The organism is Streptomyces sp. NPDC001678, assembly GCF_042892945.1.
Taxonomy (GTDB): domain Bacteria; phylum Actinomycetota; class Actinomycetes; order Streptomycetales; family Streptomycetaceae; genus Streptomyces.
The window spans coordinates 18816-33558 of the sequence record NZ_JBIAUP010000008.1; the positions used below are offsets into that span (position 1 = coordinate 18816).

Sequence of the window (14743 nt, forward strand, 5' to 3'; positions counted from 1 at the left end):
GGTGCCGGAACTGGTGCCGGACTTGAGTTGAATATTGGCCGGGCCGCTGAATCCTGGTTCTCGCACCGGGCTCACGGTCCGTGCGAATCGCATGGGAATCCCATGAGAACGCCTTGAGCGGGGCGTGTGCCGACGTCGGGAGACTCTCATCAAGCCCACCACCGAGATGACCAGAGATTTGTACGCGGGAAACGCGATAGCGGAGGTTCTGGAGGTGTTCATGGAATCCAAGGTCCCTCGAAGCGGTCTGTCCGGAACGGAAAGCCTCGAATTCAACCGGACCGTCGACCGGTCCTTGCTGCACCGCTGGGCCCTGTCCGAGGTGTTCCTGACGGACGCCCGCCGGGTGAGCGAGTCCACGTACCTCGCGGCCGCTCAACTGCCGCCGTCGCACACCTATTACACGGAGGGGTGCTCCCGGCTCGGCGTGCCGGATCCACTGCTCCTGCTGGAGTGCTGCCGGCAGGCGGAGACGTACGGGGGGCACGCGTTCTTCGGTGTGCCCAGGGACAGCAAGTTCCTGCTGCGTTCGTGGTCGATGTCCCTGCCGGGGCTGCTGACCGCGCCCGTCACGGACCGGCCGGGCGAGCTCGCGATGCGGGTGCGCACGAGCAACCGCCGCGGGGCGGCCGGTGATGTCCGCCGGCTGACGTACGAGGTGGAGATGGAGCTCTCCCGGCACCGCCTGGGCACGGTGCGCATCGGCGTCGGGTACATACCCGGCGAGGTGTACGCCATGGTGCGCGAGCGGGGCCGGGGCAGGCCGCTCACCCCGTTCACGGACGTCCCCCGGGCGGAGTCGCGGCTGGCGCCGTCCCTCGTGGGCCGGGTGGATCCGGCCAACGTGGTGCTCGGCGACGTGCGCACCGGCCCCGACGGGGCCTCCGCGTCGCTGCGTGTGCCCGTGGACAACCGCAGCATGTTCGACCACGCGCAGGACCACGTGCCGGGCATGGTGCTGATGGAGGCGGCCCGGCAGCTGTGCCTCTTCGGCGCCTCCGAGCTGCACGGCGCCTCGACGCCGCGCACCACGGTCGCCGGTTTCGACTTCTCCTTCACGCGCTACGCGGAGCTGGACTCCCCCACGACCGTGCACGTGCGCAGGACCGAGCCGTACGCCCATGTGGACGAGCTCGGCGCGGCGCTGCCGGAACTGTGGACGTTCCACGTGGAGTTCGAGCAGGACGGCGCGGTCATCGCCACCGGCCGGATGCACACCACGACGTCCCGCGCCTACGCGACCGCCGCGGCCGCCGGAGCGGAGGTGATGGTGTGAGGGCGCCCCGGGGGGTCCTCCTCACTCCCGCCGAATGGCTGCCGGCCACCACCGTCAAGGCAGTGGAGGCGCTCGCCGACGGCCTGGTCGGCCGGGACGAGTGCGAGGCGATCGGCTACGAGGAACTCCCCGTCTCCGGAGACGAGTCGGCGCCCGAGATGGCGGTGCTGGCCGGCCGGGAGGCGCTGGAGCGGGCCGGAGTGGCACCGGCGTCCGTACGGGCCGTGCTCCACGCGTGGACGTACTACCAGGGGCACGACTTCTGGTCCCCGGCGCACTACGTGGCCGACCGGACCGGCGCGACCGGCGGTGTCCCGGTCGGCGTCCAGCAGATGTGCAACGGCGGCGCGGCGGCCCTGGAGGCCGCGCTGACCCGGCTGGTGGCGATGCCGGACCACGGCCCGGTGCTGGTGACGACGGGCGACCGGTTCCGCGGCCCCGCGTTCGACCGCTGGCGCGGTGACTACGGGGTCTGGTACGGCGACGGCGGGACGGCCGCGGTGCTGGAGCGCCGTGAGGGGCCGGCGGGAGCCGCGCTCGTCCTGGACGCCCTGGTCACCGAGGCCGCGCCGGATCTGGAGGTCGTCCACCGCGATGTGTCCCGATTCCAGGAGGCGCCCCTGTCGGCCGGTGCCACGGTCGACGTACGGCGCACCAAGAAGGCGTTCCTGACGGGCACGGGCCGGGAGCCGTTCGTCGGCCGGCTGCGGGAGACGACCACCCGCGTGGTCGCGGCCGCGCTGGCCGAGGCGGGCCTCGGACCGGACGGTCCGCCCCCGCGCGCGGTGCTGCTGCCCCGTCTGGGGCGGGCGACGGCGCGTGACATCTACGGGCCGGCGGTGGCGGCGGTCACCCCCGCCCCGGTCGTCGACCTGGGCGCCGGCACCGGTCATCTGGGCGCGGGCGACCTCTTCTCGAACCTCACGGCGCTGGCCGGCGACGGCCCGTGGGGGCTGCGGTCCGGCGAGCACGCCGTCGTGCTCAGCGCGGGCGCCGGGTTCACCTGGAGCGGTGTCGTGGTGCACCGCCCCTGAGCCCCAGCCCCCCTCCTCAGCTTGGTCCCGGGTCCATTCGGCGATCCGGTACTCGAACGGAAAGGCATGATGATGACGATTCCCCTGCGAGAGCGCTCCGGCGGGGAACGGCCGGTGCTGATCGTGGGCGGCGGGCCGGTGGGTCTGGTCCTCGCGTGCGAACTCCTCGGCCAGGGTGTGCCGGTGCGGGTCGTCGACGGCACCCCGCCGGGCTCCTCGCTGCACTCCCGCGCCATCGTGGTGTGGCCGCGCAGCCTGGAGCTGCTCGGCCGGATCGGGGCGGCGGACCCGCTCGCCGAGGCGGGCAACCGGCTCGACGCGGTCTCCTACTTCTCGCAGAAGCGGCCGCTCGGCTCGATCGAGATGAGCCGGCTCAAGGACACCCCCTACCCCTTCGGCCTGGTCATCCCCCAGCACCGCACGGAGGACGTGGTCCGCGACCGGCTGATCGCGCTCGGCGGGAAGGTCGAGCAGGGCACGGTGACCGGGCTCGACAACTCCGGCCGGCGGCCCGTGGCCGACGTGGCGTGGGCGGACGGCCGCACCGAGCAGATCGAGGCCGACTGGGTCATCGGCGCGGACGGCGCGCACAGTGCGGTGCGCCGCTTCGCCGGCATCGAGTTCCTCGGCAGCGGTGAGGACGTGCTCTTCGCCATCGGCGACGGACCGATCGACGGCGATCTCCACGACAACGAGCTGCTCTACTGCTACACGCGCGGTGGGGCGCTCGGTTTCGCCCCGTTCGGCGAAGGCCGGTTCCGGCTGGCGGTGAGCGTGCCGGGCTGGACGGAGGACCACGCGCCGCCGCGCGAGCTGTTCCAGCGGGTGATGGACGAACGGGCCCCGCGCCCCGGTCTGATCGGGCCACTGGACTGGACGACGATCTTCCGGGCGCGGCGCCGGGTCGCCGAGACCCTGCGCGACGGCCGGGTCTTCCTCGCCGGCGACGCGGGTCACATCTTCAGCGCGGCGGGCGCCCAGGGCATGAACACCGGCATCCAGGACGCCGTGAACCTGGGCTGGAAGCTGGCGGGCGTCATCCGCGGCACCCTGGAGCCCGGGATCCTCGACACCTATGACTCCGAGCGCCGGCTGGCCGCCGAGCGGGTGGTCCTGACCACCGCCAAGCAGACCAGCTGGGGGCTGTTCCGGGGCCGCAGGGAGGTCGCCGTCCGGGACACCCTGGTGCGGGCCGCGCGGCGCACGGGCGTCCTCCAGCGGTTCGGCGCCCCGCTGATGGCGCAGCACGATGTCACCTACCGGCCCGCGGAGTCGCTGTGGCAGACGCTGCCGGGGCTCACCCGCGCCGTGCGGGCGGGCGACCGGCTGCCGGTCTTCAGCCGGCACGCGTCGGCCGGTGACGGCCCGGCGGCGGGCGGGGGCCGCTGGCCCTCCGTCGACGCCGCGCGCCTCACCGTGCTGCTGTGGGCCGGCGAGCGGCAGAACGACGAGTGGGTCCGGCAGCGCGACGCGCTGCTCGCGACCCTCCCGGCCGGCTTCCCGGCCCAGGACGTCTCGGCCTGGCCCGGTTTCGCCCCGCTGCTGGGCAAGGAGCCCCGGGCCGTGCTCGTCCGGCCGGACGGCCACATCGCCTCCCTCACCGGTCTGGACGCGGCGGAGCTGCGGATGGCGCTGCGCCGCGCCCGGGTGGTGCTGTCCGCGCTGCCGCGCACGGAGCGCGTGGGCACCGAGACCGTCACCGAGATGGGCGCGAGCGCCGCGGTGGGCGCCCCGGCGCCGAAGGCGATGCCCGAGAAGACGGAGAAGGCCGCGCCGGAGAAGGCGGCGTCGTGAGCCGGGCCGCCGTGGTGTGCGGCCTCGGCGCCTGGGTGCCGCCGAGGATCGTGCCCAATGACGTGCTGGCCGGGCAGCTCGACACCTCGGACGAGTGGATCCGCACCCGGACGGGCATCGAGCGCCGGCATGTGATCGAGCCGGGCGACGCCACCTCCGACCTGGCGGTCGAGGCCGGGCGCAGGGCGCTGGCCTCGGCGGCCGCCCGGGGCGGGGCGGAGGCCGACGGGATCGACCTGGTCGTGCTCGCCACCAGCACCCCCGACCACCCCTGCCCGGCCACGGCGCCCGTCGTGGCCGAGCGGCTGGGCCTGGGCGGCGTCGCGGCCTTCGACGTGGGCGCCGTGTGCACCGGCTTCGTCTACGCCCTCGCGGTCGCGGCCTCCATGCTGACGGCCGGGACGGCGCGGCGCGCGCTGGTCATCGGCGCGGACACCTTCTCCACGATCCTCGACCCCGGGGACCGCACCACCCGCGCCATCTTCGGCGACGGGGCGGGCGCGGTGGTGCTGCGCACCGGGGACGCGGACGAGCCGGGGGCCCTGCTGGGCTTCGACCTCGGCAGCGACGGCGCGGGCTCCGGTCTGATCACCGTCCGCGCCGGCGGTTCGCGGCAGCGCTCCACCGGGGAGCCGGCCCCCGAGGGCGACCAGTACTTCTCGATGGCCGGCCGCGCGGTCTTCACCGAGGCGGTGCTGAACATGAGCGAGTCCGCCCGGAACCTGATCGACCGGATCGGCTGGACCGGGGACGCCGCGGTCGACCGGGTGGTGGCCCATCAGGCCAATGTGCGCATCCTGCGCGCGGTCGGCGAACAACTGGGCCTGGCCGACGAGCAGATCGTCGTCAACCTCGACAAGGTCGGCAACACCGTGGCGGGTTCCATCCCGCTCGCGCTCGCCGACGCGGTGGCCGCCGGGGACGTCCGGCCCGGCCACCGGGTGCTCCTCACCGGCTTCGGCGGCGGCCTGACCTGGGGATCGGCCGCCCTGCGCTGGCCGGATCTGGCCCTTGTCCCCGACCCCACGCCTACCCTACGGAAGGAACAGTCATGACCACGGCAACAGCGACGCAGAAGATCAAGGACCGTGTGGTGTCCATCCTGAGCGAGAAGTTCGGACTGCCGGTGGAGGAGATCCTCTCCGGCGCCGTCTTCGAGGAGCTCGACATCGACTCGCTGATCCTCGTCGAGCTCGGCCTCGTCCTCCGCAAGGAGATGGGCGTCGTGCTCCAAGAGGGCGAGCTGAAGTCGACCCACACGATCGACGACGCGGTGACGGTCATCGAGGCGAAGGGCCCGCGGGTGTGAGCGCCACCGCCATGGACCGCGCCGTGTCGATCACCGGCATGGGGCTGGTCACCCCCGCGGGCTCCGGTGTCGAGGACAACTGGCGGCGCGTCACCTCCGGCCTCTCCGCGGCCGCCACGGACCCCGCGCTCGACGGCGCCGAGGTCGACTTCTCCTGCCGCGTCCCGGACTTCGACGCCGACGCCCTGCTCGGCAGGCGCACGGCGTGGAAGCTGGACCGCTTCGTCCAGCTGGCGCTGGTGGCGGCGCGGCAGGCCGTCGCGGACTGCGGCCTGGACCCCGCCTCCTGGGACGGGACACGGGTCGGCGTGGTGCTCGGCAACTCCCTGGGCGGCACCGCGACGTTCGAGAAGCAGCACCGCACCTTCTACGACGGCGCCCCCGAGGACGTGTCACCGCTGATGGTCCCGATGGGGATGGTCAACATGGTGGCCGGTTACGTCGCCATGGACCAGAAGATCCTCGGCCCGAGCCTGGTGACCGCCACCGCGTGCGCCTCCGGCGCCTCCGCCGTCGGCATCGCCCGGGACTGGCTCGCCGCCGGCCTGTGCGACGTCGTCCTGGCCGGCGGCACCGAGTCGGCGCTCAGCCCGGCGACCCTGACCGGGCTCTCCCGGATGGGCGCGCTCTCGAGCCGCCGGGACGATCCGGGCGCGGCGTCGCGCCCGTTCGCCGCCGACCGGGACGGCTTCGTGGCCGGCGAGGGGGCCGCGGTGCTCGTCCTGGAGCGGGAGCGGGACGCGCGGGCCCGGGGCGCGCGGACGTACGCGCGGATCACCGGCTTCGGCGCCTCCTCGGACGCGTACCACGCCACGGCCCCGCACCCGGACGGCGCGGGGCTGGAGCGGGCGCTGCGCACGGCCCTGGCCGACGCGGGGGTCGCCCCGGGCGACGTGGGCCACGTCAACGCCCATGGCACGTCGACGCCGATGAACGACCTGGTCGAGGCGCGGGCCCTGCGCCGGGTGCTCGGCACCGGCCCCGCGGTGACCTCCACCAAGGGCGTCACCGGCCACACCCTGGCCGCCGCCGGGGCGATCGAGGTCGCCTACACCGCCCTGGCGCTGCGCCACGGCTCGGTGCCGCCCACGGCCAACGTGCGCGAACTCGACCCCGAGGTCGACGTCGACGTGGTCACCGGCGGCGCCCGGACGGTGGGTATGGACGTGGCGGTCAGCACCTCCCTCGGTTTCGGCGGGCACAACGCGGCACTCGTGCTCACCGCGGTCTGAGACCGGGGCGGGGCACTCCCCGCCCCGCCCCGGGCCACTCCACCACCATCCGACGAACACACAAGGAGAGCGCGTGCGCACGCGTCAGTTGAGCGGTACGGGTCCCCTGGTCGGCGCCATCGGCCTCGGCTGCATGGGAATGAGCTGGGGGTACGCGGAGTCCCGGCGCGACGACGAGCTGTCCGTGGCGGTCATCGAGCAGGCACTCGACTCGGGTGTCACGCTCCTCGACACCGCGGACGTCTACGGCGACGGGCACAACGAGACCCTGGTGGGCCGGGTGCTCGCGCGCCGCCGGGACGAGGCCGTCGTGGCCACGAAGGTGGGCATGGTCGTCACGGACCTGGCCACGCGCGCGATGCGCCGCGACGGCTCGCCCGCGCACATCCGGCGCTCCGTGGAGGCCAGCCTGCGGCGCCTGGGCACCGACGTCATCGACCTGTACTACCTCCACCGCGTGGACCCGGCCGTCCCCCTGGAGGAGTCCTGGGGGCAGCTGTCCGAGCTCGTGCGCGAGGGCAAGGTGCGTGGGCTCGGCCTGTCCGAGGTGACCGTCGAGGAGGCCGATCGGGCCCACCGTGTGCACCCCGTCTCGGCCGTCCAGTCCGAGCTGTCCCTGTGGACACGGGACGCCCAGGCGCCGGGCACGGACGTCGTCGGATGGTGCGCCGCCCACGGCGCCGCCTTCGTCCCCTTCGCCCCGCTCGGCCGGGGCTTCCTGACCGGCTCGTTCGAGCGGCCGGACTTCGAGGAGGGGGATTTCAGGGCGACCAATCCCCGTTTCGGCGACGCCGCGTTCGCCGCCAACCTCCGCATCGTGGAGGCCGTCCGCTCCGTCGCCGCCCGGCACGGGGCGACCCCCGCCCAGGTGGCCATCGCCTGGACGCTCGCCCGGGGCGAGCACGTCATCCCCATCCCCGGTACCAAGAACCCGCGTTACCTGGCCGACAACATCGGCGCCGCCGCGCTCCGGCTGAGCCCCGCGGACCTGGCGGAGCTGGACGCGGTGCCCGCGCCCGTCGGCGACCGGTACTGACCCCCGGCGGGCCTGCCGGTCGCCGGCCGGCCCGCCCCGGAAGGCAGGAACCCCATGACAGCGAGCACGACCGGCACCGCCGCGGTCGTCGGACTCGGCGCCGCGGGCGCCGGACTGGCCCGGCGGCTGGCCGCCGCCGGCATCCGCACCATCGGCGTGGAGCCGGACGCCGCAGCCGCCGCGCGCACCCGGCGCGCACTTCCCGCCGGGGCGGAGGTGACGGCGGACCTCTCCGCCGTGGCCGCCGCCGATGTGATCCTGGAGGCCGTACCCGAGCCCGAACCCGCCAAGCGCGAGGTGCTGGCCGCGATTTCCCGCCACCGCCGGGCCGGCGCGCCCGTGGTGACCACGGCGCTCACCACGCCCGCGGCCGAACTGGCCGACGCGGCGGGCGGCGAACTGCTCGCCCTGCGCTTCGCCCGCGCCGACCGGCTCGACGCGGCCGAGCTGGCCCGCGCCCCCCACACCTCGGACGAGGCCGCGGCGAGCGTCGCCGCGCTGCTGGACCGGGCCGGGGTGAGGACGCACACCGTGCCCGACGTGCCCGGTTCCCTCGCCCCGCGGCTGCTCTTCGGCTTCCTCAACCAGGCGGCGTGGATGCGCCACGACGGCTACGCGGACCGGGACTCCCTCGACACGGCGGTACGCCTGGGCTGCGGCTGGGCCGAGGGGCCGCTGGAGATCCTGGACGCCATCGGCCACCGCACCGCCGGGGACATCCTGCGCGGACTCCACCGGCGCCTGGGCGACCGGTTCACGCCGGCCCCGCTCGGCACGGACACGGCGGACACGACGAACACGGCGGGCGCGACGGCCCGCCCGCCTGAGGGCGGCGCCGGTGAACCGGCGGACTCCGGCGGGACCGTCGCCGTCATCGGCTCCGGCACGATGGCCACCGGGATCGCCGAGGTGTTCCTGCGCGCCGGCTACCGCACCGTGCTCGTGGCCCGCACGGAGCGGAAGGCCGTCGACGCCCGGGAAGCCGTCGAGTTCGGGCTGCTGCGGGCCGGCGCCGACGAGGAGCGGCTCGCCGAGAGCCTCGGCCGGTGGACCGGCACCACCGATCTCACGGCGGCGGCCGGAGCGGAGGTAGTGGTGGAGGCGGTCGTCGAGGACCTCGGCGTCAAGCGCGACCTCTTCGCCCGGCTCGGCGCGCTGTGCGCCCCCGGCACCTTGCTGGCCACCACGACCTCCAGCCTCTCGGTGCGCGACTGCGCCGCCGCCTCCGGGCGCCCCGAGGACGTCCTGGGCCTCCACTTCTTCAATCCCGCGCCCGCCATCGAGCTGGTGGAGCTGGTCCGCGGCGAGCACACCGGCGAGGCCGCCCTCGCCCGGGCCCGCGCCGTCCTCGCCCGTCTGGGCAGGACGGGTGTGGAGTGCGCCGACCGCACCGGCTTCATCGTCAACGCCCTGCTGTTCCCCTACCTCAACGACGCCCTGGCCGCGCTGCGGCACCCCTCGGTCACGCCCGCGCTGCTCGACTCCGTCATGAAGTCCGTCGGCGGACAGCCCGTCGGCCCCACCCGGCTCCTGGACGTCGTCGGCGCCGACGTCGCCCTCGAAGTGCAGCGCCGCCTGTACGAGGACTCGGGCCGGCCCGGACTGGCCCCCGCCGGCCTGCTGCGGAACCTCGTGGACCACGGGTTCCTCGGCCGTAAGACCTCCGGCCGGGGCGTGCGCGCCTTCCTGGCCGACGAGGCCCGGACCGGCACCGTCTGACCGTCCCCCAGGGCCGTCCACGCCGTCCTTCCGGCACAGCACTTTCTTCTTCCCCAGCGAAATCGCCCATCACTTGAATCACATCAAGGAGCATGCGATGTCCGTTATATCCCTTTCCTCTGCCCACCGGCGCAAGCTCGGCTACGCAGCGCTGGCCACCGCGCTGTGCCTGACTGCGGCCGGCGCCGCCGATGCCGCCCCGCAGGCCGCCCCCGGCCCGATCACCAGCGAGACCCTCTCCGAGGGCGATTCCGGCCTTCCGTTCAAGGTCGACGCCGACGGCCCCCGGCACCTGGTGTACCGCAAGGCCGTCATCCCCCCGGGCGCCGCCACCGGCTGGCACTACCACGTCGGAGCGGAGATCGCCGTCATCAAGTCCGGGACGCTCACGCGTATCAACGGCGCCGACTGCACCGTCCGCGCCATCAAGCCCGGCGACGCCCTGGTCGAGCCCACCGGCCCCGACGAGGTGCACTACGGCGTCAACCGGGGCACCGAGCCGGTGGTGCTCTACATCACGGACGTCCTGCCGGCCGGCGCACCCTTCTCCAAGCCCGCGGCCGACCCGGGCTGCCCCACCGCGAAGTGAGCGCCCCGACCGAGCGGACGGCCGCCCCCGGCGCCGTCAACGCACCGGTGGACGTGGCCTTCTTCGACGTGGACGAGACCCTGCTCACCTTCAAGAGCATGTTCCGGTTCCTCGCCCACCACTTCGCCGAACGCGGTCTGCCGCCGGACCGCGCCCGGCTCGCGGAGGAGGAGCTGCGCCTGCGGGCCGCCGAGGGCGTCCCCCGGGACGAGACCAATCGCGACTACTACCGCAACTACGCGGGCCGTCCGGTGGCCGAGGTGACGGCCCACGGCCGGGCGTGGTTCGCCGCGGAACTGGCGGCCGGCGGCGCGCTGCACGGCCCGGCGGTGGCGGCCCTGAGCCGCCACCGCGCGGCGGGGGCGCTCACCGTCCTGGTGTCGGGCTCGTTCCCGCCCTGCCTGGAGCCCGTCCGTGAACTCCTGGGCGCCGACCTGCTGCTGTGCAGCGAGCCGGAGATCGAGGCGGGCGTCTACACGGGCCGGCTGCCGACGCCCATGATCGGCCCGTACAAGGCGGCCGCGGCCCGCGAGCTGATGGCGCGCCGCGGCATTCCGCCGGAGCGGGCCGCCGCGTACGGCGACCACGCCTCCGACCTCGCCCTGCTGCGGGCCGTGGGCCATCCCGTGGCGGTGGGGGACGACGCCCGGCTGGGCGCCTACGTCCGGGAAGTCGGGGGCGGACGGCTCCCGGGGATCACCGGCTGACCGGCCGGACCGGCCGGACCGGCCGACCGGCGGGTCCGCCGGGGAGGGAAAGCCCGCACGGCGCGCTCCCTCCCCCGGTGGGCCCGCCGCCCTACCGGGCCGCGCCCGACAACGCCAGGAACTGCTCGTCCGGTTCGTCCTGGAGCATCACATGGTGGAGGGTGTTGACGCTCGGGGAGGGCGTGATGCCGAGTGCCTCCCCCATCCGGCTGCGCAGCCGCTGGTAGACCTCCAGCGCGGCCGCCCTGCGGCCCGCCCCGTACAGCGCGCGCATCAGCTGCGCGTGCACGTTCTCGTGGTACGGGAACTCGGAGGCGAGCTCCGTGGCCTCCTCCACGGCCTCCTGCGACCTGCGCATCCGCAGCAGCGCCTCCACCAGCAGCTCCCGGGCGCCCAGGTGCAGTTCGCCCAGGCGCTCGGCGTACGGGGCGAGGATCCTGCCGAGGCGTACGTTGCCGAGGGGCTGTCCCCGCCAGCGGGAGAGCGCCATTCTGAGCAGCCGCTCGGCCTCCGCCGCATCACCCTGGGCGACGGCCTCGCGGCCGCGCTGGACGAACAGGTCGAAGGCGGGCTTGTCCCACTCGTCGTCGTCGACCCTCAGCACATAGGTGTTCCCGTCCGTCATCAGCCGTTCCGCCGCGACCTGTTTGACCGTGGTGCCACCGGCCTCGGCCATGGTGCGGCGGATGACGCCGATATAGGTCTGGAGGGCGGTCATGGCCGTGCGCGGCGGGCTGCCGTCCCAGATCTCGTCGATGAGCGTGGGCATGCTGACACGCTGCCCGGTGCGCAGCAGCAACAGGGCGAGGGCCTGTCTCTGCTTGGGGGCGGTCGGTGTGATGTCCCGTCCGTCGATGCATAGGGCCAGGTTTCCGAGGGTGCGAAATTCCATAGCGTCTTCCCGAGTGTGAGTCGTGGAACGGGCCCTGAGGGCTGGTCGCACGGATCAGGTGCCGGGCGTCCGTTCGTGAAGCCGGGAAACGGACGCGGTAGCGGTCCGGGCGGCTTCCCGTCTGTCGAGACAGGGCGCGGCGTACGCACATGGCAGCGCCCACGGCGGGAGGGAAGGGCGGCCGACGTCGTCGGCGGCCGCGGCCACGATTCGCCTGTCCGGCGCGGACCCGGACAGCAAACCCTTGCGGTGTCGCGCCTGACCACGCGGCGCGCATCGAAGCCCTGGCACGGTCACCGTGCCCGGGACAGAGCGAGCGGACGCGTCATGACCCGGCAAGGCCGTCGCGGGCGCGCACGCCACTCTCATCCCCCCGTTGACAGCGTCTGTCCAGACTTGCGTCGCTGTCTGTTGCCGATTTTCCCACTGACCGGTGAGTTCGGACAACAGACCTATGCGCTTCGTTAGCTACCTTGCAATGATCGAGCCATGGTGAAAGATTCCGACATTCTCGATGAAGACGACAGACGCGTGGTCGCGGCTCTCCAGATCAGTCCGCGGGCCGGAGTGGGCGGAATCGCGCGGATCCTGGGGGAGCACGAGCGCACCGTCGGCCGGCGGGTGCACCGGCTCATCGCCTGGGGGGCCATCCGGCCGACGGCGGTCTACGACACCATGCGGTGCGGCCTGGGCAACGCTGTTCAACTGCGTCTGGAGACGGAGGGCGGGGCGCTGGAGGAGGTGGCGCGGGCGCTGGTCCAGCGGGACGACCTGCGCCGGGTCGTCGCGGTCAGCGGGCGCAGCGACGTGCTGTGGTGCGAGATGATCGTGGCGCACCGGCCGGGCCTCCACACCCTGACGGCAGAGGGGGTTCCGGGGATCCCCCGGATCAGGAAGGTCGAGGTGCACACCACCCTCAAGACCTTCCTCACCGCGGCCGAGTGGCGCGTGCCGGTGCTGACGGCGGAGGAGGAGACGGCGCTGCGCAACTGCGCGGTGCGGCCCCTCCCCGATCCCGCGGACCGGTACGAGCTGACCGCGACGGACCGGCGGGTGGCGGAGAAGCTGATCAGGAACGCCCGGGTCAGCCTCACCGACCTGGCGCGGGAGCTGGGTTTCTCGGTGGCGACGGCGGGCCGGCGCGTCACGTCCCTGCTCGAACGGCGCATGCTCTATTTGCGCACAGAGGTCGAACCGGAGCTGCTGGGCAGGCCCGTCCAGGCTCAAATGTGTCTCAAAGTGCACCCTGCGGCGCTGGAGACCGTCGGTGTCGCGCTGGCCTCCTCCCCCGAGGTGCGCTACTGCGCCGCCGTCACCGGCACCCAGAACCTGATCGTGGAGGTGTGCCTCGAACACGAGGCGGATCTCTACCGCTTCCTGAGCGAGCGGCTGGGGAGCATTCCCAACATCACGGATGTCGCCACGGAGATCATCACCCATGCCTACAAGCGGGGATTCGTGGTCAAACCGGCAAGGAGGACGGAATGTTGAGGCAGCCGGAACGCGGAGGGGCGGGCGACCCGGTGGGATCGCCCGCCCTGAGTACCGCGGGATGGGGCCCTACGAGAGGGTGTCCGCGGTGACCTCGTTCTTCGGCGCGGCGAGCGCCGGGCCGTCCGTCGCGGGCTGCCGTGCGGGCTCGCGGAGCATGACGTAGATGGCCACGGACAGCACCGCGCAGATCGCGGCGCTCGCCCACAGGACCACGTGCCAGGCGTCGGTGAAGCCGTCGGTGACGAAGTCGAAGAAGCCCGGCCGGACGTTCTCCGGGAGCTTCGACAGCGGTCCGGTGAGGTCGCCGGAGTTGACGCTGTTGGCCAGTTCGACGGGCTCGCCGCGGTAGGCGGGGAACCGGTCCAGGCCGTCGTTCAGCCAGTTCTGCATCAGGTTGACCAGGGCCGAGCCGGCGGCCGCGATGACGACGGCCTCGCTGCCCAGGCGGAGGGTGTTGAGGAACCCGGCCGCCGTTCCGGTGGCCTCGGGCGGGACGACGTCGAGCACCGCTCCGTCGACCAGGCCGAAGTTGAGCCCCAGCCCCACGCCGAGCGTGATCAGGGGTCCGGCCAGCGCCGCGGCGCCGACGCCGGGCTCCAGCACCAGGGCCAGCCACGCCACGCCGACCGTCAGGCACACCAGGCTCGCGGCGAACACGGCCCGGTTGCTCCAGCCCCACTTCACCAGCCGGCCGGCCAGCAGCGGGGTGATCAGGATGGGCAGGGTCATCAGCAGCATCATGGTGCCGGCCGCCTGGCTGCTCGACTTGTTCGCGACCAGCAGGTAGTTCGGCAGCAGCGGCAGGAGGATCACGAACGCGAACGTGACGACCACGGGGATCAGGCACAGCGCCATGAACCGGCCGTTGCGCAGCAGCTTCAGGTCGAACATGGGGTGCGGTACGCGGCGCTCCACCAGTGCGAAGGCCGCCATCAGCAGCACCGAGCCCACCAGCATGCCGAGCACTCCGGCGCTCGCCCAGCCCCACTGCGGGCCCTCGACCATGCCGAGCATCAGCAGGAAGAGGCTGCCGACGAAGGTGACGGTGCCCGCCCAGTCCACCTTGGCCGCCGACTCGTTGCGTGACTCCCGCATGAACGGGATGGCGAACAGCACCAGCACCATGAGCAGGGCGTGCGCCCCGTAGAACGAGCGCCAGCCGAGCGAGTCGGCCAGCACGCCCGCCACCATGGCGCCCAGGGCGAGCCCGGCGCCCGTGGCGATGCCGACGGCGGCGAACGCCTTGGTGCGGGCCGCGCCGTCGAAGGTGGTGGCCAGGATGGAGCTGCCGCTGGTCAGCAGGGCGGCGGCGCCGACGCCGGCCGCGCCGCGCACGAGGTCGAGCAGGATGATGTCGCTCGCCACGGCGCTCACCAGCGAGGCGACCGTGAACACCACGGCGCCGGCCACGAACATCCGCCGCCGGCCGATCAGGTCGGCCAGGGCGCCACAGGCCAGCATGAAGCTCGCGAAGGTCAGGTTGTACCCGTGCACCACCCACTGCAACGCGTCCAGCGACGCGTGGGTGTCCTGACCGATATGAGGGAGCGCCACCCCCGACCCGGTCACCGAGGTCGGCAGGATCAGCAGTGTCAACAGCACCGCGCACAAGGTGATCCCGGGACTTGTCCGGCGTGTGCGTTCGGTTAACAGGGCATCCA

Annotated in this window: 13 protein-coding genes; 11 read left to right on the forward strand and 2 right to left on the reverse strand. The window is 73.6% G+C overall.

The window, feature by feature from the left end; genetic code table 11:
* The first annotated feature begins 220 nt into the window (after positions 1-220).
* The 10 genes from ACFYZR_RS18330 (at position 221) to ACFYZR_RS18375 (ending at position 10696) form a co-directional block, all read left to right on the forward strand.
* Positions 221-1276, forward strand: coding sequence for an AfsA-related hotdog domain-containing protein (locus tag ACFYZR_RS18330; RefSeq protein ID WP_391911379.1), 1056 nt, complete (start codon positions 221-223; stop codon positions 1274-1276).
* Positions 1273-2310, forward strand: coding sequence for a 3-oxoacyl-ACP synthase (locus ACFYZR_RS18335; RefSeq protein ID WP_391911381.1), 1038 nt, complete (start codon positions 1273-1275; stop codon positions 2308-2310). The genes ACFYZR_RS18330 and ACFYZR_RS18335 overlap by 4 nt, the downstream gene beginning before the upstream one ends.
* 66 nt (positions 2311-2376) lie before the next feature.
* Positions 2377-4104 (forward strand): FAD-dependent monooxygenase, encoded by a 1728-nt coding sequence (locus ACFYZR_RS18340; protein WP_391911383.1) that lies wholly within the window; start codon positions 2377-2379, stop codon positions 4102-4104.
* Positions 4101-5159, forward strand: a complete 1059-nt coding sequence (locus tag ACFYZR_RS18345) for a beta-ketoacyl-ACP synthase III (RefSeq protein WP_391911385.1) — start codon at positions 4101-4103, stop codon at positions 5157-5159. The genes ACFYZR_RS18340 and ACFYZR_RS18345 overlap by 4 nt, the downstream gene beginning before the upstream one ends.
* A complete protein-coding gene (locus ACFYZR_RS18350; protein WP_391911387.1) occupies positions 5156-5413 on the forward strand; it encodes an acyl carrier protein in 258 nt (85 codons plus the stop codon). The genes ACFYZR_RS18345 and ACFYZR_RS18350 overlap by 4 nt, the downstream gene beginning before the upstream one ends.
* Positions 5414-5424: 11 nt before the next feature.
* Entirely contained in the window at positions 5425-6645 is a 1221-nt protein-coding gene (locus tag ACFYZR_RS18355) for a beta-ketoacyl-[acyl-carrier-protein] synthase family protein (RefSeq protein WP_391911864.1), read from the forward strand.
* A 73-nt stretch (positions 6646-6718) separates the two neighbouring features.
* Positions 6719-7681 carry an aldo/keto reductase gene (locus ACFYZR_RS18360; protein ID WP_391911389.1) on the forward strand — a complete coding sequence of 321 codons (963 nt, stop codon included), beginning with the start codon at positions 6719-6721 and terminating at the stop codon, positions 7679-7681.
* Between the two features lie 54 nt (positions 7682-7735).
* Positions 7736-9400 (forward strand): 3-hydroxyacyl-CoA dehydrogenase family protein, encoded by a 1665-nt coding sequence (locus ACFYZR_RS18365; RefSeq protein ID WP_391911391.1) that lies wholly within the window; start codon positions 7736-7738, stop codon positions 9398-9400.
* Between the two features lie 97 nt (positions 9401-9497).
* A complete protein-coding gene (locus tag ACFYZR_RS18370; RefSeq protein WP_391911393.1) occupies positions 9498-9989 on the forward strand; it encodes a cupin domain-containing protein in 492 nt (163 codons plus the stop codon).
* On the forward strand, positions 9986-10696 hold the full coding sequence (locus tag ACFYZR_RS18375; protein ID WP_391911395.1) for an HAD family hydrolase: 711 nt from the start codon (positions 9986-9988) through the stop codon (positions 10694-10696). The genes ACFYZR_RS18370 and ACFYZR_RS18375 overlap by 4 nt, the downstream gene beginning before the upstream one ends.
* Before the next feature lie 91 nt (positions 10697-10787).
* Here ACFYZR_RS18375 and ACFYZR_RS18380 read toward each other — a convergent pair whose 3' ends face one another.
* Positions 10788-11588 carry a BTAD domain-containing putative transcriptional regulator gene (locus ACFYZR_RS18380; protein ID WP_391911397.1) on the reverse strand — a complete coding sequence of 267 codons (801 nt, stop codon included), beginning with the start codon at positions 11586-11588 and terminating at the stop codon, positions 10788-10790.
* 489 nt (positions 11589-12077) lie between these two features.
* Here ACFYZR_RS18380 and ACFYZR_RS18385 point away from each other — a divergent pair, with 489 nt between their 5' ends.
* Positions 12078-13079: an Lrp/AsnC family transcriptional regulator gene (locus ACFYZR_RS18385; protein WP_391911399.1), complete on the forward strand. Its 1002-nt coding sequence runs from the start codon at positions 12078-12080 to the stop codon at positions 13077-13079.
* Positions 13080-13148: 69 nt separating this feature from the next.
* Here ACFYZR_RS18385 and ACFYZR_RS18390 read toward each other — a convergent pair whose 3' ends face one another.
* Positions 13149-14684 carry an MFS transporter gene (locus ACFYZR_RS18390; protein WP_391911401.1) on the reverse strand — a complete coding sequence of 512 codons (1536 nt, stop codon included), beginning with the start codon at positions 14682-14684 and terminating at the stop codon, positions 13149-13151.
* Positions 14685-14743: the final 59 nt, after the last annotated feature.

Excerpts from the sequence above, each read along its gene's own strand:
- ACFYZR_RS18330 (WP_391911379.1), top strand. The coding sequence starts at position 221 with ATGGAATCCAAGGTCCCTCGAAGCGGTCTGTCCGGAACGGAAAGCCTC.
- ACFYZR_RS18340 (WP_391911383.1), top strand. The coding sequence starts at position 2,377 with ATGATGATGACGATTCCCCTGCGAGAGCGCTCCGGCGGGGAACGGCCG.
- ACFYZR_RS18350 (WP_391911387.1), top strand. The coding sequence starts at position 5,156 with ATGACCACGGCAACAGCGACGCAGAAGATCAAGGACCGTGTGGTGTCC.
- ACFYZR_RS18355 (WP_391911864.1), top strand. The coding sequence starts at position 5,425 with ATGGACCGCGCCGTGTCGATCACCGGCATGGGGCTGGTCACCCCCGCG.
- ACFYZR_RS18365 (WP_391911391.1), top strand. The coding sequence starts at position 7,736 with ATGACAGCGAGCACGACCGGCACCGCCGCGGTCGTCGGACTCGGCGCC.
- ACFYZR_RS18370 (WP_391911393.1), top strand. The coding sequence starts at position 9,498 with ATGTCCGTTATATCCCTTTCCTCTGCCCACCGGCGCAAGCTCGGCTAC.
- ACFYZR_RS18380 (WP_391911397.1), bottom strand. The coding sequence starts at position 11,588 with ATGGAATTTCGCACCCTCGGAAACCTGGCCCTATGCATCGACGGACGG.
- ACFYZR_RS18385 (WP_391911399.1), top strand. The coding sequence starts at position 12,078 with ATGGTGAAAGATTCCGACATTCTCGATGAAGACGACAGACGCGTGGTC.